The sequence below is a fragment of the Klebsiella sp. BIGb0132 genome (genome assembly GCF_024810075.1).
GTDB classification, from domain to species: Bacteria; Pseudomonadota; Gammaproteobacteria; order Enterobacterales; family Enterobacteriaceae; genus Klebsiella; species Klebsiella terrigena.
This window is the reverse complement of the sequence record NZ_JANUDW010000002.1, coordinates 651817-674719: the sequence shown is the minus strand read 5'-3', so window position 1 is coordinate 674719 and position 22903 is coordinate 651817. Positions and strand designations below refer to the sequence as shown.

Annotated in this window: 13 protein-coding genes and 2 pseudogenes; 11 read left to right on the top strand and 4 right to left on the bottom strand. The window is 54.4% G+C overall.

Annotation, left to right across the window (positions count from 1 at the left end; translation table 11 throughout):
* The first annotated feature begins 13 nt into the window (after window positions 1-13).
* The gene (locus M2416_RS10125; protein WP_259223662.1) at window positions 14-712 is read left to right on the top strand and encodes a GntR family transcriptional regulator; all 699 of its coding nucleotides are present in this window, start codon (window positions 14-16) and stop codon (window positions 710-712) included.
* Between the two features lie 454 nt (window positions 713-1166).
* Window positions 1167-2180 carry an alpha/beta hydrolase family protein gene (locus M2416_RS10115; RefSeq protein ID WP_259223661.1) on the top strand — a complete coding sequence of 338 codons (1014 nt, stop codon included), beginning with the start codon at window positions 1167-1169 and terminating at the stop codon, window positions 2178-2180.
* A 198-nt stretch (window positions 2181-2378) separates the two neighbouring features.
* Here M2416_RS10115 and lpdA read toward each other — a convergent pair whose 3' ends face one another.
* The 4 genes from lpdA to M2416_RS10095 are packed head-to-tail and all read right to left on the bottom strand — an operon-like array spanning window position 2379 to window position 7295.
* The gene (gene lpdA / locus M2416_RS10110; RefSeq protein ID WP_259223659.1) at window positions 2379-3776 is read right to left on the bottom strand and encodes a dihydrolipoyl dehydrogenase; all 1398 of its coding nucleotides are present in this window, start codon (window positions 3774-3776) and stop codon (window positions 2379-2381) included.
* On the bottom strand, window positions 3766-5301 hold the full coding sequence (locus tag M2416_RS10105) for a 2-oxo acid dehydrogenase subunit E2 (RefSeq protein ID WP_259223656.1): 1536 nt from the start codon (window positions 5299-5301) through the stop codon (window positions 3766-3768). The genes lpdA and M2416_RS10105 overlap by 11 nt, the downstream gene beginning before the upstream one ends.
* A gap of 3 nt (window positions 5302-5304) precedes the next feature.
* Window positions 5305-6324: an alpha-ketoacid dehydrogenase subunit beta gene (locus M2416_RS10100; protein WP_041145526.1), complete on the bottom strand. Its 1020-nt coding sequence runs from the start codon at window positions 6322-6324 to the stop codon at window positions 5305-5307.
* 11 nt (window positions 6325-6335) lie between these two features.
* Window positions 6336-7295 carry a thiamine pyrophosphate-dependent dehydrogenase E1 component subunit alpha gene (locus M2416_RS10095; RefSeq protein WP_259223985.1) on the bottom strand — a complete coding sequence of 320 codons (960 nt, stop codon included), beginning with the start codon at window positions 7293-7295 and terminating at the stop codon, window positions 6336-6338.
* Window positions 7296-7549: 254 nt separating this feature from the next.
* Here M2416_RS10095 and M2416_RS10090 point away from each other — a divergent pair, with 254 nt between their 5' ends.
* The 9 genes and pseudogenes from M2416_RS10090 (at window position 7550) to M2416_RS10050 (ending at window position 22902) form a co-directional block, all read left to right on the top strand.
* The gene (locus M2416_RS10090) at window positions 7550-10315 is read left to right on the top strand and encodes a LuxR C-terminal-related transcriptional regulator (protein ID WP_310504010.1); all 2766 of its coding nucleotides are present in this window, start codon (window positions 7550-7552) and stop codon (window positions 10313-10315) included.
* A 603-nt stretch (window positions 10316-10918) separates the two neighbouring features.
* Window positions 10919-12370: a circularly permuted type 2 ATP-grasp protein gene (locus tag M2416_RS10085; RefSeq protein ID WP_041147625.1), complete on the top strand. Its 1452-nt coding sequence runs from the start codon at window positions 10919-10921 to the stop codon at window positions 12368-12370.
* Window positions 12370-13320: an alpha-E domain-containing protein gene (locus M2416_RS10080; protein ID WP_220432865.1), complete on the top strand. Its 951-nt coding sequence runs from the start codon at window positions 12370-12372 to the stop codon at window positions 13318-13320. The genes M2416_RS10085 and M2416_RS10080 overlap by 1 nt, the downstream gene beginning before the upstream one ends.
* Window positions 13317-16661, top strand: a complete 3345-nt coding sequence (locus M2416_RS10075) for a transglutaminase family protein (protein WP_259223649.1) — start codon at window positions 13317-13319, stop codon at window positions 16659-16661. Before M2416_RS10080 ends, M2416_RS10075 begins: the two co-directional genes overlap by 4 nt.
* Window positions 16662-16685: 24 nt before the next feature.
* Window positions 16686-19232, top strand: coding sequence for a circularly permuted type 2 ATP-grasp protein (locus M2416_RS10070; RefSeq protein ID WP_259223647.1), 2547 nt, complete (start codon window positions 16686-16688; stop codon window positions 19230-19232).
* Window positions 19229-20122 carry a transglutaminase family protein gene (locus M2416_RS10065; protein WP_041145530.1) on the top strand — a complete coding sequence of 298 codons (894 nt, stop codon included), beginning with the start codon at window positions 19229-19231 and terminating at the stop codon, window positions 20120-20122. The genes M2416_RS10070 and M2416_RS10065 overlap by 4 nt, the downstream gene beginning before the upstream one ends.
* 337 nt (window positions 20123-20459) lie before the next feature.
* Window positions 20460-20804, top strand: a pseudogene (locus tag M2416_RS10060) (GNAT family N-acetyltransferase); the annotation flags it as partial.
* 221 nt (window positions 20805-21025) lie between these two features.
* Window positions 21026-22162 (top strand): annotated as a pseudogene (locus M2416_RS10055) (ISNCY family transposase); the annotation flags it as partial.
* Between the two features lie 473 nt (window positions 22163-22635).
* Window positions 22636-22902, top strand: coding sequence for a helix-turn-helix domain-containing protein (locus M2416_RS10050; protein ID WP_259223643.1), 267 nt, complete (start codon window positions 22636-22638; stop codon window positions 22900-22902).
* The last annotated feature ends 1 nt before the right edge of the window (window position 22903 follow it).

Sequence of the window (22903 nt, the reverse complement as noted above, 5' to 3'; positions counted from 1 at the left end):
GGTAGAGAACGCAATGAGTGAAAAACTGACGCCAAAGCAGCGTGAAGTTAACCGGGTGGTGGAAGCGCTCACCCAGGCTATCGGGCAGCATAAGCTACGTCCGGGAACGCGATTAATTGAGGCGCAAATCGTCGAGGCGCTACAGGCAAACCGCAATCATGTGCAAACTGCGCTACAGCGCATGGCGGGTCAGGGGATTGTCATCATAGAACCCAACTACGGTGCAATGGTTGCCCGGCCAACGGCAAAACAGGCTCACGAAGTCTTTATTGCCCGTAGCGCCATTGAGTGTGCCATCATTTCGTGCATCACGCCGGAGAAAATGGCGCTTTTCGCGGAAGAGATAGCACGCCAGCAGCATAACGAGCACCAGTCGTTTCATGCTCAGGATCGTCGGCGCATTGTCTACGAACTCGGCGCGTTTCATGAGCTTATGGCGCGGATCGCCGGTAACGACGTCCTGCGCGGTATCCTCGATAATCTGATGATACTGAGTTCGCTGATAGTTATGCTTTACCAGCAGGATGTCACCACGCACTGCCAGTGTGATGAACACAAAAATATTATTGCTGCGCTACAGGAGGGGGATACTCAACGAGCGCAGAATCTCATGAGCGATCACTTGCATGCTCTCCTGCAGCAACTGAACCTGAATGAAACGCCACCGAATCTGATGACATTGTCCCAGGCATTGAATGAAATGAGCGAGTAAGTATTACTCATTAAATGTCGTTTGCCTGCTGTTGAAAATGATCTCTATAAGTCCGGGCTTAAATATATGGGGTTAAATTTTCGGGTTGCCATTAAAAATGACGCAGAGGAGATAGCTTTCCGGTGAAGAGGGCCTGTCGACCCGATGAGAGCGATGCCGGCTGGTTAGAGTAGAAGATAATCTTTTGTCGCGGCTATCCAGCGGTTCCCTGCGCTGGATAGCCCATTTCCCGGCGCTCAGGGATTAATTGCAGATGATATTCACTCTCTTGCAGATTTAGCTGCTGATTTCGCCGTTTTGTTTGCCCGTAAAAAAGCCGTAAACCATCTTAACTACCGCTGGCAGCGGTTCCGACTGGTTCATTGCTAACGGGATCTGCTGTACACTCATAGTTTTCATAAGCCATTAAAGGACCGAACTTTTTTTAAATGTACAAATAACCAAAGAGCTTTGTATGCTTAAATATGTCGTGTCATTTTTAATTGTTATTATTGCTCTTGTTATGTTTTTTTTAAGTCGGTTATCCGGGTTCGATATTTCAGATTCCGGTCAGCAACGTATTATATCTTTCGAGCATCATCAGGATCTCCTGGAGGGGTCGTTAATTATGCCTCCTGGCAAGATGTCGCCCCCGGTTGTGCTTCTCATTCATGGCGACGGGCCGCAGGATCGCTGGTCAGAAGGCGGATATATTCCGCTGGTTAACTTCCTTATCTCGCAGGGAATTGCCGTTTTTTCATGGGATAAACCAGGCGTGGGTCAAAGTACAGGTAACTGGTTGGCACAGACAATGTCAGATCGCTCCGAGGAGGCCGTTTTAGCGTTACAAAAACTGAGAGAACAGCCAGAACTGAAAAACAGTCGCGGAGGTTATCTTGGGTTCTCGCAGGCTGGCTGGGTCGTACCTCCGGCAAGCCAACCGGCAGCAGCTGACTTTGCCGTGCTGATAGGCGCTGCGATAAACTGGCGGAATCAGGGCATATACTATACAGGACAACGGCTTAAAGCTGAGGGTCACTCCGTGACTGATGTGCTGGCTGCTAAAAAACATGAAGCCGTACTTTTTGACCGCCAGTTTACAAAAGAAGCGGCGTCTCTCCCCTGTAACACCCAGTGTACGCGTCAGGACTTCGAGCGCAGAAATTCCCGGGCTGATGCGACGAAATATATTTCCGTCATGCGGACTCCGGTATTAATTCTGATGGGTAAGGATGACCGGAATGTAGACCCTGATGACACTGTCGCTGTCTGGACCAAAGCACTTCCTTTGGACACACCGCGTTGTATTATGCAGCTGCCGGGGGCGACTCACGGACTTTTACGCAGCGAATGGTTTGATTATCAGCTTACCTCTCAGTGGCCGTTGTGGAAACAGGGGTTGTTTCTGTTGTCCAGGAAATACTCATATTCCCCAGGGGCGCTCAATACCGTCTCATCATGGATCCTGAATCAAAAATGTGGGCAATAAATTTCATTCTTATGCCATAGCGCGGGGAAGGCTCCCTGTTCTCAGGAGAAACGCCCCCCAGCCGCTTAGATGAGTAGATGGCTGGAGGGAGCTCTGCCTGCAACGAGCATAAGAAACCCGCTGATTGACCAAATAACACATTTAAACCAGAAGGGCGTAACCTCATTCAACGAAGCTATCGCGGCCTTCTTTATTGACTTATTGATGCAGCGGCCGACCGATGGCCGCGAGGATCGATTCATGCATGGCTTCTGAAAGCGTCGGATGGGCAAAAATCATCGATAACAGACTCTCATGTGTGGCCTCCAGGTGATGGGCGATACCAAAACCCTGGATCTGTTCGGTGACCTGTGCGCCAACCATATGCGCCCCTAGCAGCTCGCCGGTTTCGGCATCGAAAATGGTCTTAACAAAACCCTCCGTCTCACCGCTGGCCAACGCCTTACCATTGCCCTGATAGGCGAACTTACCTATCTTGATCGGCCGTCCTCTGGCCCGTGCCGTCTCCTCAGTCAAGCCCAGACTGGCAACCTGTGGCCGGGCATATGTGCAACCGGGTACATAGTCGCGGTCAAGAGGGTGTATGCCTTCGACGCCAGCCAGCGTCTCGACGCAAATTGTTCCTTCGTGGCTGGCCTTGTGCGCCAGGCAGGGTGGACCGGCTACATCGCCGATGGCGTAAAGGCCGAATACGTTGGTGCGGCAAGCAGCATCCGTCTTGATAAAACCGTGATCCAACACGACTCCGAGGGCTTCCAGCCCGAGACCTTCAACATTGGGCTGCACGCCCGTCGCCAACAGCACGTGTTCGACCTCCTGCAGTTGTTCGGTGTCGGCGTTTTTCAAGGTGCAGCGCGCCCCGGTATCGGTGACCTGCACTTGCGTCACGAGAGTCCGGGTATGCACGTGAATGCCGCGCCGCTCGAATGATTTACGCACCACGGCGGACACTTCGGCGTCTTCAACCGGCAGTATCTGCGCGGCTAGCTCGACCAGCGTCACGTCGCTGCCAAGATCGTTATAAAGGCTGGCGAATTCGACGCCGATGGCGCCTGAACCGATGATCAATAAAGATTTAGGCAAGAACCTGGGCTGCAGCGCCTCGAAGTAGGTCCAGATACGCTCACCATCCGGCACTACGCCTGGTAACGCTCGCGGGCGGGCACCTGTTGCAAGGATAACGTGGTCGGCACGGTAGTCGTGCTCTTCTCCTCTGGCATCGGCTATCGTTATCTGTCCCTTACCACGCAACCGGGCAGTGCCGTCTATCACCGTGACGCCATTCTTCTTCAACAGGTACTCAACCCCGCCGGTCAGCTGTTGCGATACGGAGCGGCTAAACTGCACCAGTTTCTGCAGATCGAAATTCACCTCGCCGAAAGTGAAACCCAGCTGGCTGGCATGGGTGATACTGTGCGCCACCTCTGCGCCGTGCAGCAGCGCCTTGGTTGGAATGCAGCCCCAGTTCAGGCAGATACCTCCCAGGTGCTGTTTTTCCACCAGGGCCGTACGAAGCCCTAGCTGGCCGGCACGGATGGCGGCGACATAACCCCCGGGTCCACCGCCGATTATCAGTACATCGTATTTATCGTGCATCGCTCGTCTCCTGGATCAACAGCAGGGTCGGTGTTTCAACCAGTCGCTTGAGCTGCTGGAGAAAAGCTGCGCCTGGCGCGCCATCGATTACCCGGTGATCGCAGGACAGCGATACGGTCAGTTGATGGCGTGCGACGATCTGTCCGTCGCGTACCACCGCCCGGAGCTCGCCAGCGCCAATGGCGAGGATCGCGCTTTGCGGTGGATTTATGATGGCATCAAACTGCCGTACTCCGAGCATACCCAGGTTTGACAAGCTAAAGGTGCCGCCCTGGAACTCTTCGGGCTTGAGCGTGCCCGCCCTGGCTTTGGTGACCAGAGAATGAATTTCGTTGGAGATCTCGCTTACCGATCTGCTGTTGGCCGAACGTACGATAGGGGTAATTAACCCGTCTGGCAGCGCAACGGCCACCGAAATATCGGCATTGGCAAAACGGCGGATGCTCTGGGTTGCCTCGTCAAACTGTACGTTAACATCCGGCACAGCCACCAGCGCCAGGGCACAGGCCTTAACCAGCAGATCGTTAACCGATATCTTGACGCCGGGCACAGCGCTGTTGATTTCCTTACGCAACGCTAATAGTCGCTCCAGATCGAGATCGGCAGTCAAACGGAAATGAGGTGAATTTTGCTTGGACATTTGCAAGCGAGCAGCGATCGCCCGCCGCATACCGGACAGCGGCAAAGTCTCGAAGGCTGCCGGTGGCGCCGTCTGAACCGCTCCGGCTTGCGGCAGACCATCGAGCAGCAAAGCGGCTGCCAGCACATCATCGCGACTGACTCGCCCGTGTGAACCGCTGCTGCGACAGTCGTGCAGGTTGATCCCCATTTTCCCGGCCAGACGACGCGCCAGCGGGGTTGCCGATACCTGGCTATCGTCGGCATGGGAGCGAGGTGCTTTGCTGGAACGCACTGGCGGCTTCGGTGAGGCTATACGGCCTCCGGCCGCAACGATCGCGCTCTCCAGGTCAGCGACAGAGATACGCTCGTCACGCCCGCTACCGCGGACCTTTTGCAGGTCGACACCCCACCGTGCAGACAGACGCAACGCATGGGGGGTGGCATTAACCTGAGCCGCATTGGTCGTGCCTCGCAGGCTGACGGGTACCTCGGTTTGCCCAATGGATGCCAGGGGCTTGTTGGATGGGGCCGGGACAACGCCAGGTGGCTTCCCGATGGCGATAGCCGCGACAGCAGGCTCGGTAGCCTGGGTGACAGGGGCCGTTGGCGGCACCGTAGCCAGACTGGCAGCGAAGGCGTCCAGCTCAGCCTCGCTGACTGAAGAGTCAGCTGCCAGCGCCAAAACTGCGCCTACCTGGAGGGTATCTCCCTGTCGGGCTAGTATCCGACGTAGCGTACCGGCGAAGGGAGCCTCCAGCACATTGACGATTTTGCTGGTCTCAATTTCACAGATTTCCTGGCCTTTGGTGAAGTCTTCACCCTCCTGGATGGCCCACCGAGCGAGCAAACCTTCCTCCATTGAAAGACCCCACTTCGGCATTTCAAGCGTCTTGATATCGCTCATGACTTAATCCTCCAGCACTTGGCGGACGGCTGCTTCGATACGCCCGACGTCAGGGATCCAGAGCTTTTCGAGGGCAGGGGAGAACGGCACTGGGGTGTGCGGTGGTGTCACCAGTACAATCGGCGCCTTGAGGAAATGGAATGCCTGGGAAGCAATTAGCGCGGCGACATCATGAGCAAAGCCAAAACGCGCCGCTGATTCGTCGACAATCACCACGCGGCCTGTGGAGGCCACCGACTCCAGAATACCTTCTTCGTCCAGTGGCGAGATGGTGCGTGGATCGACCACCTCAACCGAGATCCCCTCCCTGGCCAGCTTGTCGGCGACCTGATTTGCTTTGTGTACCATTGCCGACAGCGCGATGATGGTGACGTCGTCTCCTTCGCGGGTATAGTTGGCTACACCAAGCGGGATGGTATAAATCTCGTCCGGCACCTCGCCCTTGAGGTCATAAAGCATTTTATGCTCGCAGAACACCACCGGATCGTCGTCACGAATCGACTGGATCAGCAGCCCCTTGACGTCATAAGGCGTCGACGGCACCACCACCTTCAGTCCCGGCGTGGTCGCAAAGATATTATAGGGTGACTGCGAATGCTGGGCCGCTGCAGAGAAACCCGCACCGATCATGCCACGCATGACCAGTGGTGCTTTGGCCTTGCCACCAAACATGTAGCGGAATTTGGCAGCCTGGTTGTACAGTGCGTCGTGGCTAACGCCGAAAAAGTCCATGAACATCAACTCCGCCACCGGCCGCAGACCGGTTGCCGCGGCGCCGGCAGCCATGCCGACGATCGCCGACTCTGTAATTGGCGTATCGATCACCCGGTCAGAGCCAAACTGCGTCCACAGCCCCTTAGTTACGCCGAGCACACCGCCAAAGGCTTCTATCCTCGCTTCTTCTGGCGCATTTCCGCCGTGGCCGCCACGCAGGTCTTCACCGATGAGTACCACGCGTTCGTCACGCTCCATTTCCTGGGCCAGGGCTTCCTTCACCGCTTCACGATAGGTTTTTATAGTCATTGTTATCACCCTCAGTAAGAGACATAAACGTCGGTCAACAGGTCTTCCGGAGCCGGATAAGCAGCGGCGCGGGCTTTGAGTACGGCATCGTCGACCTGCGCTTCAACTTCCGCATCGATCGCCGCCAGTTCTTCCTGGGTGACATGTTGCTTGACCCTGGCGGTGAAAATCTTCAGCGGATCATGTTGTTCACGCAGACGTTGAACTTCACCCTCAGCACGATATAGGGCTGGATCGCCCTCGAAGTGGCCGTGCCAACGGAAGGCTTTGGCCTCAATCACGCTCGGACCACCTCCTTCGCGGGCGCGCTTGACCGCCTCTGCGGTGGCCTCGTAAACGGCAAAGAAATCGGTGCCATCAACCGTCACTGCCGGTAAGCCAAAGCCGGCGGCGCGCCTGGCGATATCACGACCGCCGACGGCATAGTCATGACCGGTACCTTCGCCATAACCGTTGTTCTCGAAAATAAAAATCGCAGGAAGCTGGAGCACGACTGCCATGTTTATCGCTTCAAAAACCAGGCCCTGATTAGAACCGCCGTCACCGGTAAAAGAGACGCCGACGTTGCCGGTCTTCAGGGTTTTGGCCGTCAGCGCAGCGCCAATGGCTAACGGAGGCGCTCCGCCAACGATAGCGTTCGCACCCAGCATGCCTTTTGAGAGGTCGGCAATGTGCATCGAGCCCCCCTTGCCGCGACATAATCCGCTGTCCTTACCGAATATTTCAGCCATCATGCCGTGAATATCGCAGCCTTTGGCAATACAGTGGCCGTGTCCGCGGTGTGTAGAACCGATGAAATCAGCGTCCGTTAAATTTTCGCAAACTCCCACAGCAATGGCCTCCTCACCGGTATAAAGGTGGATGAAGCCTGGAATATCACCGCTGGTGTTTTCCTGATGCAAACGCTCCTCAAATGTCCTGATCTCGCGCATCTTACGGTAAGCCTGTAGCAACGCCTCTTTGCTAAGCATCATTTAAGTCTCCTCAATAAAGGTCGGCCGGGCGGGGTTATTTGACAGGGTGGGTGCACCCTAACCACACCAATGCAATGAATCTACGAGCGCCAGCAGAGAGTGCGAAGCCACCTTCATGGGTGGGTTGGTGGGGGTTTTCATGCTTGAGGTCAAACTTTATAAATTTTGTGTAGTTATCCAGAAGGGCAGTCCCATGTCATCCCGAGCAGTGGCGTACAATTGATAAAAACAATACGAGCAGACAACCACGGATGAAGCCATCGGATTTTGCAGGTCGCCAATCAACATCACTGGTCTCTGGACCATTGCGGCTGACGAGAGGCTTGCCGCTCATCCTGACCAAATTCGTCCCGCCACGCTCCTCTATCCCGCTGCTACAGCGCTCACGGCTTCTTCAACTCCTCGATCAAATTCAGTGGCGCCGTCTGGGCATCGTTTGCGCTGGGGCTGGATTTGGTAAAACCACGCTATTAGCCCAGTGGCATCAGCAAATGATCGACCAGGGTGAACGTGTTGCCTGGCTTAGCCTCGATGAGGAGGATGATGACGTCTGGCAGTTCATACCTTATCTGCTGCAAGCATTGCGTCCGCTCTATGGCGATTGGGACGCCGATTTTTGGCGCAACATAGAAGAACAGAAGCCCGCTAATTCTCAACAGCTGCTGGCCGGGTTGATTAACCAGCTACATTACTGTCCGCACGACCTGTATCTGATCATCGATGACTTCCACATGATTAATGATGCTGGTGTATATGAAGCCTTGGGCTATTTGCTCAGGCATGCACCTGCCGCGTTACATCTGATCATCGGCAGCCGTATCCACCCGAGTCTGTCCCTGAGTCAGCTTCAGGCGCAGGACCAGCTGGTGGAAATCTATGATCGAGACCTGCAGTTCACGCTCGAAGAGACGCGAAAATATTTCAGCCAGACGATTGCCGTACCGCTTAGCAATCAGCATGCGCTGCGGCTGCTGTCCGCGACAGAGGGCTGGATTGCGGGTATGAAGATCGCGTCATTGTCCCCGGCATTGCAGAATGATCCAGAACATCTGCTGCGCAACATTCGTGGAGGAACACGCTCCATCGCCCGTTATCTGAAAGAGGTGGTACTTGACCCTCTGCCGGAGGAGGTGCTCGATTTTCTGGTGAAAACTTCGTTCCTCAATCGTGTAAATGCCGGGTTATGCAATGCGGTTACAGGACGTGACGATGGGAAAGCCATGCTGGCATGGATTGAGAGACACAATCTTTTCTTGTCAGCCCTTGATGAACAAGGCTATTGGTTTCGCTACCATCCTCTTTTGCAGGAGACCCTGCGGACGATATTGCAGCAGAGCAACGATATCTACCCCAAACAGTTACATGAACTAGCCAGTCATTGGTTCGTTGAGCAGAGATTGTGGTCCGAGGCGGTACGCCATGCACTCGCCGTGGGCAAGCCCGTTCATAGCCCCGGACAGGATGGTGCCAGCGCGCAGTCACTGGCGGAAGAAGGGGATATAGATACCCTGGTTTCCTGGATGCATCATTTACCCGACTGCAATGACCCTTCGCGTATTGACCTCCAAATCAATCTGGCCTGGGCCCTGGCGCACTATTTCCGCTTTGATGAATCGAGAAGGTTGCTCGATAATCTCGACCAAATGGTCGTTAATCACCGTGAGAGTATGACCCGCAGCGCCTGGCTTAAATTGCGTGTTGTGCGCGCGATTTGCGAAGCCTTCGCCGAAAATATTCCGCAGAGTATGGCTATTGTTCAGCCGCTGTTGGCCGAAGTGCCCTGCGGAGACACCTGGGTTGATGGCCTGATATGCAATATTCTTAGCTACTGCCACGTGGTTAACCAGCGTTACGCTGAGGCCCTGGAGGTTCAACGGTATATGCCCTGCCCGGAAAGCCCCCTGGATAATCTGTTTGTCTCGGTTTACCGTGCTTTTATCATCACCCAGTGCCACCTTTGCCAGGCCGAGCTGGAGAACGCCGGGCGGTATGCCGAAAGTGCATTGCGTCAGGCTGAGCGTTATACCGGCTCCCAGTCGACCAGCGGCGCAACGCTGGCACCGCTGCTGGCGGAAATTGCTTACGAACAGCGGAGCCTTGACTCACTCGATAATCTATTAGCAGATAGACTCGAACTCATCGATCGGTTCAGTCCACCCGATGCATTGAGTCGTTGCTATACCTATCTTGCGCGTCAGGCTTTGCATGACGACATGCCGCATGAGGCGGAACGACTCCTGGAACATGCGCAGCGACTTGCGATCTCTCGCGGGTGGCAGCGGCTGCAGGCTTTGTTGTTAACCGAGCAGGTTAGAGTGCGCCTGCAGTGCGGGGATTATCCCGGCGCAGAGCAACGGCAGCGGCAACTCGAGCAACTGGCGGCCCATAGCAGAATTGATGCCGAACATCCTTGTCAACGTGCGATCGCTCAACATGCAGCCGTCAGCCGCAGCCGCCTTCTTCTGGCGTCAGGCCAGGCGCCGCAAGCCAGCATTCTACTGGCCGGACTGGTTACTGAGCAGGAACGTCGGGGTGACTGGCTATCCGCAGCGCGTCTGCGTACGCTATGGTCGTTATCCTTGTGGAAGAGCGGCGAAAACGCGGCGGCCAGGACTGCATTGCAGCCAGTCCTGCACCTGGCTGAGCAACAGAATCTCCAGCGTATTTTTCTTGATGCCGGCGAGACATTGCAACCTTTGCTTACCTATATGGACGAATCCTCTGCGGCCTGCAAAGAGCAGGGCGCAACACAGATTTACAGGGTAGAGCAGGGTGTTCAGGGCGGAGGAATACCGCGTCAGAGCGAAAGCCATGATGTTCATTGGGCGCTCAGTGAGCGAGAGCTTCAGGTATTACACCTCGTCGCCGACGGCCAGATGAACAAAGAAATTGCGCGTTCCCTGGCTATTTCTGTTGAGACGGTGAAATGGCACCTCAAGAACATCTACAGCAAGCTCAAAGTCAACAGTCGCACTCAGGCAATGAGCCGTGCGCTGGAAATGAAACTGCTGGATTAACCCTGTGGATAGTATACGCATAACCCCTGCGTTGAAATTCGATGATGAACTTTGCGAATGTTGTCTATTTAAGATGCACGATAATTGAAACCCTCGAATAAACGCAATGGTAATGTTTCATTTTGGTGCCCCACAAAAATAAGCCTGCATCATCGTGAGGCATCATGAATCGATGTATATAGCAATATTTACCCCATCACATTGATATTTAACAATTTAATTAGTGGCATGCTTTATGCTTATACTTAGATGAAGGAATAAACATCTAAGCGCATCACCGCCAATTTGTGGGGGCCATACGCAGTGCAGATATTATTGTAGGCGAGGAGTGGATAATCAACGCTGTCATTAGTTAGTTCTACGTCGATTCCAATATTCATATTTGCCGTGTTTTTTAAGAGGATGCCTGAATCACAATATACCCGCATAGTTTAATTGACAGAACATATCAGTCTCTATTGACGATAACCTAATTTACTCACTGGTGTTGATATGACACCTGGTAAAAAGCCACATTCATTTTATGGAAAATGAAAAGGCTTAGTTCTGTGTAGGTGAAGCATATATTGCCACGATCGGCGATTTAACACGGATACAATGCTGATGCATAAACTCATAAAAAACTACAAAGCCGACGTCTATTTCGACGAACTGATCGACCATGAGGGCAATCCCCGCCGTTCAGCACAGAGTTTGATTCAGTGTCTGGATTCGCTTGCGCCGGATGAACTTGAAAAGCGTCGCCTGACGGCAGAGGCGACAATACAGGAAATGGGAATTAGCTTTACGGTGTATACCGACAAAGGAAATATCGACAGGATCTGGCCATTCGATATTATTCCCCGCACCATTGATGCTCAGGACTGGACGATAGCCGAAACCGGGCTGAAGCAGCGACTTACCGCGCTGAACCGCTTTATCAATGACCTGTACAATGAACAACATTGCATCAAAGATGGCATCATTCCCGAATATATCATTAAGGAGTCGAAAAATTTTCGCCCCGAGTGTGTCGGGATGTCGCCACCTTATGGCGTCTGGGCGCATATTTGCGGGACCGATTTAGTCCGTGATGAAACCGGGCAGTTCTACGTCCTGGAAGATAACCTGCGGGTTCCCTCCGGCGTCTCCTATATGCTGGAAAACCGAGCCATCACCAAGCGCGTTCTGCCGGAGTTGTTTGAACGCGAGAATATCAAACCCATTGACGCCTATCCGGCACAGCTGCTGGAAACCCTGGCGGCCCTGTCGCCCCGGCAGATTGAACGCCCGGAAATCGTGGTGCTGACCCCGGGAATTTATAATTCTGCCTACTTCGAACACGCCTTTCTGGCCCAGCAAATGGGGGTCGAGCTTGTGGAAGGAGCCGATCTGTTTGTTGGCGACGACGACTGCGTCTACACCAAAACGATCTACGGCCCGGAGCGGGTGGACGTCATTTACCGACGCATTGACGATATGTTCCTCGACCCGGAAGTATTTGATCCCGAATCTGTTCTCGGGGTGCGTGGCCTGATGCGGGCATGGAAAGCCGGAAACGTGGCGCTGGCCAATGCGCCTGGCGCCGGGGTGGCGGATGACAAGGTCGTCTATGCGTATGTTCCGGCACTGATTCGTTACTATCTGGACGAAGAGCCTATTCTGCCGAACGTGGAAACCTTCCTTTGCCAGAATGATGATGAACGGGAATACGTTCTGCAGAATCTGGATAAGCTGGTGGTGAAACCGGCTAACGAATCCGGCGGCTATGGCATGCTGGTCGGGCCGCACTCGACCAAAAAAGAGCAGCAGCAGTTTGCCGAACTGATCCAGGCGAATCCTCGCAACTATATTGCTCAACCGACGTTGAAGCTCTCTACCGCACCGGCGCTTATCGCGAAAGATTATCTGGAGCCGCGCCACCTCGATCTACGCCCCTTCATTTTGCAAAGCAAAGAGACTTACGTGACAACCGGTGGGTTGACGCGGGTGGCGATGAAAAAAGGCTCATTAGTGGTTAACTCATCCCAGGGCGGCGGGAGTAAGGATACCTGGATCGTGGAGAGCAAAAAATAATGAACATGCTATCAAGAGTTGCTGCGCGCCTGTACTGGAGCGCGCGTTATCTGGAGCGCGCGGAGAATATCGCGCGGTTAGTCAGCGTGTATGACGATCTGCTTTACGATCTGCCACGGGATATCGCTGTTTCCTGGTATAACCTGATCGAAATTAGCAGCGGCGTCGCCCTGTTTGGCCAGCGCTATAAAATTAAAGACGAACGCAATGTGCTGAAGTTTATGCTGGCCGACGAGAGCAACCCAGACTCTCTGCTGTCGTCATTAAAAATGGTCCGTGAAAATATCCGTACCAGCCGTGATGTGGTTCCGGGAGAGATGTGGGAGCTGATCAATGAACTGGATCTGTACGCCAGACAGAACATCCGCCAGGGGATCAACCGCTCTGAACGACATACGTATCTCAATAACGTCATTGAAGGATGCCAGAAAATTATCGGCCTGCTGACCGGGTCGATGAGCCGCGATGCCGGCTGGCATTTTCTGAACATGGGGCGCTATCTGGAGCGCGCCGATATGAATACGCGCATTCTTGACGCGGCAAATTCCCTGATGATGCAGGCGCGTGAGGAAGAGAGCATCAAGTTAGGCCAGGTGGTGTGGTCTAAGGTCCTGAAATCGCAAAGCGCCTATCTCAGCTTTCGCCGGGTAATGCGCTGTTCGATTAAAGGCTCGCTGGTGGTCACGCTGCTCCTGACGGATGGGCATTTCCCTCGCTCGCAGCGCTATTGTCTGCAGCAAATCAAGCTGGCTGCCGCTGAGCTGCCGCGGGCGTCGGCCGTATCGGATCATATTGACAGTCTTCTGCTTGCAACCCGGGGCGTCGATAATTCTCACGATCTGAACCGCGAATTTAGTCTCTACCTCAATGAGGTTCAGCTCAGCCTGATTGCGCTTCATCACCTGATTACCGATAACTGGTTTCATTTCCTGCAGGGGGATGCCGTATGACCATCCGGGTTGCGATTCAACATACAACGACTTATGAATTCGATCGTTTGATCAACGTGGCGCCGCATATTTTGCGCCTGCGCCCAGCGCCGCATTCACGTACCCATATACATGGCTATTCCCTGAAAGTGACGCCCGAGGACCACTTTATTAACTGGCAGCAGGATCCGTTCGGCAACTATCAGGCGCGGCTGGTGTTTCCTGAGAAAACGAAACGCCTGGAGTTCGCGGTGGAGGTGATCGCGGACATGACCGTGATCAACCCGTTTGACTTCTTTATTGAAGAGTATGCCGAGCATTTTCCCTTTGCTTATGATTCTTTGATGCAGGAAGAACTCGCTCCTTACCTTAAGATCACCGAGCAGAGCCCTGAACTTGACGCGTGGCTGGATACCGTTGATTGCGAGGAAATGGTGCACATCGTGACCTTCCTGGTGCAGCTCAATAGCCGCCTGGCCAACGAAATTGACTATGGAATTCGCCTGGAGCCCGGCGTGCAGAGCTGTCAGGAAACGCTGGCGTTGAAAAAAGGCTCGTGCAGGGATACCTCATGGTTGCTGGTGCAGATCCTGCGTCATTTGGGGCTGGCAGCCCGCTTTGCCTCCGGCTATCTGGTGCAGTTGACTGCCGATGTGAAAGCGCTCGACGGTCCGTCAGGCCCGGAACAGGATTTCACCGATCTGCACGCCTGGTGTGAAGTCTATCTCCCCGGCGCTGGCTGGGTGGGGCTGGATCCGACCAGCGGCCTGTTTGCCGGCGAAGGGCATATTCCTTTAGCCTGCACGGCGGACCCGCAGTCTGCGGCACCGATTACCGGCGCAACCGACCCGTGCGAATGTGAGTTCAGCTATACCAACATTGTCACACGCATTCATGAAGATCCGCGCGTCACGCGGCCTTACAGCGAAGATGAGTGGCTGAACATCAACGCGCTGGGCCGCGCCGTAGACGTTGAGCTGCAATCCAATGATGTGCGCCTGACCATGGGGGGCGAACCGACATTTATCTCCATCGACGATATGGACTCCGCGCAGTGGAACACCGAGGCGCTGGGCAAGGACAAATTACGTCTCGCGAAAGACCTGCTGCTGCGGTTAAAAGCTCAGTTCAGTCACGGGGGACTGCTGCACTATGGTCAGGGTAAGTGGTATCCGGGAGAGGAGGTTCCGCGCTGGGCGCTGGGGTGCTTCTGGCGCACCGACGGAGAGGCGCTGTGGCACGACCCGGAGCTGGTTGCCCGCGTCGATCGGGATTACGGCCACGGCATCGCTGATGCGGAGCGCTTTGGTCAGACGCTGTGTCAGCAGTTAGGCGTCGACGCCGGCTATTTGCAACCCGGGTATGAAGACGCGCTCTACTACCTGTGGCTCGAGCGCGCGCTGCCGGAAGGGGCCGACCCGAGAAAGGCGAGTCTCGATGATGACCTTGAACGGCGCCGGCTGGCCAGCTTGCTCAGCCGCGGTATGGAAAGCCCAACGGGCTACATTCTGCCCGTCGAGTTTGATGGTCAAGAGTGGCGGAGTAGCCGCTGGCCGATGCGGGGAGGGTTGATTACGCTGATCCCCGGAGACAGCGCCATGGGTTACCGTCTGCCGCTCAATTCGCTGCCGCCGCTCACCGAAGATGAGCGCGTCGTCGAACGCGATCCTTTCGAGCCTCGCGAACCGCTGCCGGTTTTTGCGATCGGGGAAGAGGCGGCTACCACCGTTGCCCAGCAGGCGTTGCAGCAACAAAAATCGGCAGTTAACGGCAGTAAAAGAGTGGTCCGCACCGCGCTGTGCCTCGAACCGCGCGAGGGCAAGCTCCATCTGTTCCTGCCGCCAGTCACCCATCTGGAGAATTATGTTGCCCTGATTCATGCCGTCGAAGCGACGGCCAGCGCGTTGCAGCTACCGGTGGTGATAGAAGGTTATGAGCCGCCAAAAGATGCTCGCTTGCAGAAGCTGCTGTTAACCCCCGACCCTGGGGTTATCGAGGTCAATATTCACCCGGCCAGCCACTGGGATGAGCTGGTCCATAATATTGAAACGCTCTACGAGCAGGCGCAACAGACCCGACTGGGGGCCGAGAAGTTTATGCTTGATGGCCGTCACACCGGTACCGGAGGCGGTAACCACGTGACCTTAGGCGGGGCCACTCCTGCCGACAGCCCTCTACTGCGGCGTCCCGACCTCCTGCGTAGCCTGGTGATATACTGGCAGCACCATCCGGGGCTTTCCTACTTATTCTCAGGAATGTTTATTGGCCCAACCAGTCAGGCCCCGCGTCCGGATGAAGGACGGGATGAAGCGCTTTACGAAATGGAGATAGCCTTCCAGAACATGCCGGAAGGGCTGGTTGATACCCCATGGCTGGTGGACAGACTGATGCGCAACCTGCTGGTGGATATCACCGGTAATACCCATCGCTCAGAATTTTGCATCGACAAACTGTACGCGGCAGGCAGCAGTAGCGGCCGTCTGGGGCTGCTGGAGTTCCGCGGATTCGAAATGCCGCCGCATGCCCGCATGTCGCTGGTGCAATTACTGCTGCTCCGCTGCCTGGTGGCGCGTTTCTGGAACCAGCCGTATCACAAGCCGCTGGTCCGTTGGGGCACCCAGCTGCACGATAAGTTTATGTTGCCGCATTTCGTCTGGCAGGACGTAAAAGAAGTGGTGGATGACCTGCAGCGGCATGGCTATCCCTTTAAACTGTCATGGCTGCTGCCGTTTGAAGAGTTCCGCTTCCCGCACTACGGTCGCCAGCAAATTGATGATATTGAGCTCGAGCTTCGCTGGGCGATCGAACCGTGGCATGTCCTGGGCGAAGAAGTGACGCAGTCCGGGACCTCTCGCTACGTTGACTCCTCCGTCGAACGCCTGCAGGTGCGCCTGTCCGGTTTGACTGAAGGACGCTATGTGCTGGCGTGCAACGGCCGCCGCGTACCGCTGCGAGCGACCGGAAAGAAAGGGGAGATGGTGGGGGCGGTGCGCTATCGCGCCTGGGCGCCAACCTCGGCGCTGCATCCGACTCTTGGGGTGAATAACCCCCTGGTGTTTGATCTGATTGATACCTGGAACGGTCTTTCCATTGGTGGCTGTAGCTATCGCGTCAGCCACCCGGGCGGACGTCACTATGAGACGCTACCGGTCAACAGCAATGAAGCTGAGGCAAGGCGCGTCAATCGATTCTGGGATCATGGCTTCACCCAGGGCGTCTTGACGCCTCCTCCAGCATTCAGCGCGTTAAGGACATTCTATGAGCATGAGCAGGTTCCACGCCCAATGGCTCCTCCGGAAGAAGAACCGGGCGATGAATACCCGCATACTTTGGATCTCCGCAGGAAGTATACTAGGATTTAGCTTTGAGCCGGGTAATCAGAATACATGACAGCTTCTTTTTCTGAATCAATCACGCCGGCCTGTGAGCCGGCGTCTTTCTCTGTCGATCCCTCTACGACAGACGTCTATAACGAAGCTTGCGATCCGGCGAGCACCTTCCGCCCACACTGGACTGAGGTCATGAACAGCGTCGGCGAGATGGGTATAGAAGGGATGGAAAACCGTCTTCGTCAGGCAAGGCGTATTTTGCGCGATGATGGCGCAACCTATAACCTCAATGGCGATCCGCTGTCGCCGAACGTCTGGTCGCTGGACATCATTCCAAATCTGTTGGCGGAGGACGAGTGGTTAACCGTTGAACGTGGCCTGGCGCAGCGCTCGCTGCTTTTCGACCTGATACTTAAAGATTTCTACGGTGAACAGCGGCTGCTGAAAGAGGGCGTTATCCCGTCAGAAATCGTTTTCTCTCATCCAGGCTTTCTGCGTCAGTGCCACGGTATACGTCTGCCGGGCGCGCATAATCTCATCTTCCACGCAGTCGATCTCGTTCGCGGCGGTGATGGAGAGTTTGTGGCTATTGGCGATCGTACCCAGGCGCCGAGCGGTACCGGTTATGTTCTTGAAAACAGAATCGCCGTTTCTCGCGTGCTGCCGTCGCTGTTTCGCAACAGCAATGTCCGGCGGCTTTCCGGCTTCTTTCACGCACTGCGGCATACGTTAGCCGGTCTTGCCAGTCACAAAACAGAGACCCCGCGGATCGTGGTGCTGACGCCCGGCGCATACAGCAGTACCTATTTTGAGCATGCTTATCTCGCGAACTATCTCGGTTTTCAGCTGGTTCAGGGAGGCGATCTGACCGTGCGTAACGGCAGGGTATGGTTGAAGTCCCTTAATGGCCTGTCGGAAGTTGATGTGATTTTGCGCCGTATGGATGATACTTATTGCGACCAAACGGAACTGCGTTCCGACTCGCGGCTAGGCGTGCCGGGGCTGCTTGAAGTGGTACGCAGCGGTAACGTCGTGCTGGCAAATCCTCTGGGCTCAGGGGTTCTTGAAGCGCCGGCGCTGCTGGCGTTTCTCGCAGAAATTAGTCAGTGTTTGCTTGGCGAACCGCTATTGATCCCGACGGTTAAGACCTGGTGGTGCGGTCGCGCTGAGGATCGCGATTTTGTGATCCGTAACCTTGAGCACCTGATAATCAAACCGTCCTGGCGTAGTTTTGATAGCAAAAGCATTTACGGTCATAGCCTGGATGAGCGCAATCGGATGCTCACCATTGAGCAAATCACCGCCAACCCGCACAACTACGTGGCTCAGGTATACATACCCGGCTCGCGCGTACCGGTCTGGGATAATCAACAAATTGAATATCGGCCCGGTATTTTCCGCGCGTTTACCGTCGCCACCCCGGAGGGGTACTGCGTCATGCCCGGAACGCTATCACGGGTAGCTGAGTCCGCTGATGAATTTATTGTTAGCGATTTGTCCGGCGCACGCAGTAAAGATACGTGGATACTGGGGGAAAAACCCGATATAGCGCAGCAGCCGCTGACGGATTCCATCCCTCGTGATGAGGGAAATCTGCCCAGCCGCGTTATAGAGAACCTGTTCTGGTTTGGCCGCTATGCGGAACGCGCTGAAATGAGCCTGCGCGTGATACGCACTCTTTTCAAACAGCTTAACGGAGTTGAGTTGTTTATGCCTGAGAGCCGCGATGTCCTGCTGGGGGCATTATTTCCGCTCACCGGCACGTTGCCTGAAACGGACGCGGGCGCTGACCAGAATCATGAGCTTTCTTCGTTGGTTTGTGATGGCCAACGCGCCGGCTCGATTAAATTTAATATCCAAAGCATGCTGACCTGCGGCGAGCAGGTAAAAGAGATGCTCTCGGCCGATACCCGAATTATTCTCAATGAGTTACGCGATTGTATTCGGGCGGTGGAGGTGGCCTATCAGGATGGGCTGCCGGAACTGCCGGAAGAGTCACTGGACAATCTGGTCACCTCTTTACTGGCCTTGTCCGGGCTGAATCATGAAAGCATGCTGCGTGGAATGGACTGGCGGTTTCAGGAGATTGGCCGCCGTGCGGAGCGGGCGCGTCTAACCGCCATTTTACTCAAACACACGCTGACCCACGCTCTTCCTGGTTTACAGCAACAGCAAATTTTAGAATCGGTACTGATGAGCGTAGAGGCACTGATCTCTTTTCGTCGCCGCTATCGCGGACGCATGAACATCATTTCTGGTCTGGATTTATTGATGCTGGACGCCAGCAACCCGCGTTCGTTGATTTATCAGATCGATCGACTGCGCAAATACCTCCTCGAACTACCGCGACAGGATGGTCAGACTTCCAGCCTGACATCCGACATGCGCCCGATAATGAAATCACTGACCGATATTCAGCTGGCCGAGCTGGACATGTTGGCGCAGGTCGATGAACAAACGGAGCTGCGTGGACAGCTGGATACGCTCATGACGCAGATAATCAGCCAAGTGGAGCAGTTTACGACCCTGCTGAGCGACAAGTATTTCGATCATGCAGATGGACCCCAGCAGTTGATTAATGCGCAATGGAAGACTGACTTATGAAATACCGGGTACGTCATCTGACGGAGTACCAGTACAATTCACCCGTGACGTTATGCTACAACATGACGCATCTTCTGCCGCGCGATACGGCAAATCAACGCTGTTTACTGCGTCGGATTACGGTGACGCCGATGCCCGTTTATCAGAGCGAGGGGAGTGATTATTTCGGCAATCTGACGTTTTATTTCTCGATCCAGGTTCCGCACGACAAGCTAACCATTGAGATGGAAAGCTACTTTGATATTGATGAAATAAACCACGCGAACCTGCTATATGACCACCCGCTCACCTGCGGTGAGTATCGTCGATTGCTGCAGGAGTCCGGGACAGCGGACCTGCGAATGGCGAAAGAGTATTTGCTCGATTCCGGTTTAATCCTCCGTTCCGAACGGCTGGCCAGCTATGCTGCCGATATTTTTCACGACAATGCAGGGGTGATCCAGGCGGCGATGGACTTCACGCATCGTATTTTTACGGAGTTTACTTTCGACCCGGTTGCGACCAGCGTCACAACACCACCCGAGCAGGTTTTAGAGGAAAAGCGCGGCGTCTGTCAGGATTTTGCCCATCTGGCGATCGCTTGCCTGCGCTCTGTCGGCTTACCCGCGCGTTATATCAGCGGCTATATTGAAACGCTGCCGCCAGAGGGGCAGGAAAAACTCGTCGGAACCGATGCGTCACATGCCTGGTTTGCCATTTTTATCCCTGATATCGGCTGGCTGGAGTTTGATCCGACCAACGATCTGATGCCTCAGGGGCAGCATATCGTCACGGCGTGGGGAAGGGATTATGCCGATGTGACTCCGTTACAGGGCGTTATTTTCGATGGCGGGGCAACGCTGGCTCTGGAAGTGGCGGTTGATGTGCAGCGTCAGGATTCATCTGGCTGACCGAAACCGCCCCTCAGTGCACCGAGGGGCGAGTTGACCTAACCGCCATTTGCGCGGTCTTTCTGGTCCTCAGCCGGTAAAAAACCGGACGGCAGCCGTAAAAAAACAAAGAAAACAGTTCGTTATCAATAGGTACAGCGCCAGTGCAAGCCAACGATTGGCAATCACGACGCGAACCGCGGTTAAGAATCTGGCCAGCATGGCCGCCGAGAACGTCGCCACTATCTCGCTTACTGACGACAGATACTGCCGCACGATAGCAACCGCCAGATCGTGGGGCTGAGCGCCACCGTCATATTCGGTTCACAATCCAGGCAGATTGCGTCACATCGCTATTGTTGTTTGCAAGACAGGCACGAAGCAAGTAGCTGGTTTTTACTCTCTGGCCACCGGCAGCGTTAATCATACGGTAGCCACTGGTAGTCTTCGGCGTAACATGCCAGATCCTATACCGGTAATCATACTCGCTCGCCTGGTGGTTGATGTCTCATTGCGCGGAAAAGGGGTGGGCGCCGATTTACTTCACGATGCGGTTCTACGCTGTTATCGCGTAGCTGAGAATATTGGCGTTCGTGCGATAATGGTTCATGCGCTTTCTGAAGAAGCCAAAGGTTTCTATACTCACCACGGATTTAAGGCATCGCAAACTCATGAACGAACTCTGTTCCTTAAGCTTCCATGACTGATTACTGGAGTGGGAAAGTAGCTGCTGTCATTGTAACAAATTGATTATTATTTTTTTATTTATTTAATTTAACATAATATACATTATGCGCACTAACGTTGTAGTAGCCAAATTGAGATGTCCGTCTCTGACCAAATAGACATGTCCGCGCTACAGTCTCACCACAGCGATCACTGCTTTCAAAGGATGAGACTCATGACGGCAGACGGAACGGAGTTTTTCTCAATTTTGGTCCAACTTTAGCCTGTGAGAAGCTCGGCGAGGTTCATGGGCTGTACCTGGCCAAAGAGACGGTACGCAAGCTGATGACACAGGCCGGTTTATGGATCCCCCGCAAGCTGCGGCCGCCGCGTGTACATCAGCCACGCCCGCGTCGGGCCTGTACCGGAGAACTCATCCAGATTGATGGCTGTGAGCATCGCTGGTTCGAGGATCGTGGTCCGGCGTGTACACTTCTCGTTTACGTTGATGATGCAACGAGCCGGCTGATGCAGCTTCTGTTCGTCAGTTCTGAGTCCACTTTCACCTATTTTGAAGCCGCCCGGGGCTATCTGGAGCGTTACGGTAAGCCTCTGGCATTCTACAGCGACAAAGCCAGCGTCTTCAGGATCAACAACAAGCAGGCCACCGGCGGAGATGGCCAGACTCAGTTTGGTCGTGCCATGAACGAGCTGAATATTACTGGTATCTGTGCCAACACCAGTTCAGCCAAGGGACGGGTTGAACGGGCTCACCTGACATTACAGGACCGCCAGGTCAAGGAACTGCGTCTCCGCGGTATCAGCACACCTGAGGATGCAAACGCCTTTGCTGATGAATTCATGGCAGATTACAACCGTCGGTTTGCAAAGCCGCCACGCCACGATTTTGACGTACATCGCCAGCTGGATAATGGCGAAAACCTGCAGGCAACATTCACCTGGCGCGAGCGGCGTAAGGTCTCGAAAAACCTGACATTACAGTATGATAAAAAGCTTTATCTGCTTGAAGATAATGAAGAAAACCGGCGTTTTCAGGGGAAGTACATCGAGGTATGGCAATACCCGGATGGTAACATTGAGCTCCGGGCCAGTGGCACTTCCCTGCCCTTTACCACTTACGACCGGCTTGGAGAACTGGACCAGGGCGCCATCGTTGACAACAAGCGTCTGGGACGCGCTCTGGAGATGATAAAACTGGTGCAGGACAAACGGGACAACACCCGCTCACAGGCCCTGCCATCACTGGACGGCCAGACCTCACGCAGAAAGAAACAACCCGGCAAGAAATCACAACGAAGTCTGGACCATAACGACATGCTGGAAGCCCTGCAGCAACTCCAGACCCGGAGCAAAGACATCTTCGGCAAGAGCTGAAACATAACCCACAGGCGGACATCTTAATTTAGCTGTAAGGCGGACCTTCAGAAACAGCCCAGACAAACGTCAGGTAACGAGATTTGTAGCCAGACTGGTGCAGTCGTTAGTTCGCATAACAGTTGGATTATCTTGCGCCCTCTGGTTCAGAATCGCGGCAAAGCCGCTAATGAGGAGGTCTCCAGCTAAGCTCTCACTACGTTCGAGGGATTCTTTGGTTTTGGACAGCAACAAGGATGGGCATGATGATGTAATAGTTTATCAGGTCTGAATGCCCTGCCCTTTATAATAATCATAGCCCTCCGTAGGAGAGCCATGCGGCTTGAGCTAATGAGTTCAAAATAGAATACGGTTAATTTATATGTAGAGGCTCAATATTAATGTCTATTTGTGGCTCATTGGAATGTCCAGGTTATAGTTTTCAAACCTGTATGCCTGGTCAACAACTCACTTTTCCTGATGAGGAGTTTTCTGTGGCTATACATGACACCGGGATGTTCACAGTGAAAGAAATCAACCGCCTCAAAATTCTTCAGGATGTCATCGACCGCAACCTGCGTCCTGGTCAGGCAGCGGACATGCTCTGCATTACACCGCGCCATTGTAGCCGTCTGCTGAAACGTTATCGTCAGTCCGGTCCGCTTGGCATGAATAACAAGAGTCGCGGTCGCCCCGGAAACCGCCTGTTGCCCACGTCATTAACTAATCCTGGCTTATTTTCAATCGATGGCGATCGATGAT

What these genes read in the sequence shown, in the direction of transcription:
- M2416_RS10125 (WP_259223662.1), top strand. Translation starts at nt 14, where the DNA reads ATGAGTGAAAAACTGACGCCAAAGCAGCGTGAAGTTAACCGGGTGGTG.
- M2416_RS10115 (WP_259223661.1), top strand. Translation starts at nt 1,167, where the DNA reads ATGCTTAAATATGTCGTGTCATTTTTAATTGTTATTATTGCTCTTGTT.
- lpdA (WP_259223659.1), bottom strand. Translation starts at nt 3,776, where the DNA reads ATGCACGATAAATACGATGTACTGATAATCGGCGGTGGACCCGGGGGT.
- M2416_RS10105 (WP_259223656.1), bottom strand. Translation starts at nt 5,301, where the DNA reads ATGAGCGATATCAAGACGCTTGAAATGCCGAAGTGGGGTCTTTCAATG.
- M2416_RS10100 (WP_041145526.1), bottom strand. Translation starts at nt 6,324, where the DNA reads ATGACTATAAAAACCTATCGTGAAGCGGTGAAGGAAGCCCTGGCCCAG.
- M2416_RS10095 (WP_259223985.1), bottom strand. Translation starts at nt 7,295, where the DNA reads ATGCTTAGCAAAGAGGCGTTGCTACAGGCTTACCGTAAGATGCGCGAG.
- M2416_RS10090 (WP_310504010.1), top strand. Translation starts at nt 7,550, where the DNA reads ATGAAGCCATCGGATTTTGCAGGTCGCCAATCAACATCACTGGTCTCT.
- M2416_RS10085 (WP_041147625.1), top strand. Translation starts at nt 10,919, where the DNA reads ATGCATAAACTCATAAAAAACTACAAAGCCGACGTCTATTTCGACGAA.
- M2416_RS10080 (WP_220432865.1), top strand. Translation starts at nt 12,370, where the DNA reads ATGAACATGCTATCAAGAGTTGCTGCGCGCCTGTACTGGAGCGCGCGT.
- M2416_RS10075 (WP_259223649.1), top strand. Translation starts at nt 13,317, where the DNA reads ATGACCATCCGGGTTGCGATTCAACATACAACGACTTATGAATTCGAT.
- M2416_RS10070 (WP_259223647.1), top strand. Translation starts at nt 16,686, where the DNA reads ATGACAGCTTCTTTTTCTGAATCAATCACGCCGGCCTGTGAGCCGGCG.
- M2416_RS10065 (WP_041145530.1), top strand. Translation starts at nt 19,229, where the DNA reads ATGAAATACCGGGTACGTCATCTGACGGAGTACCAGTACAATTCACCC.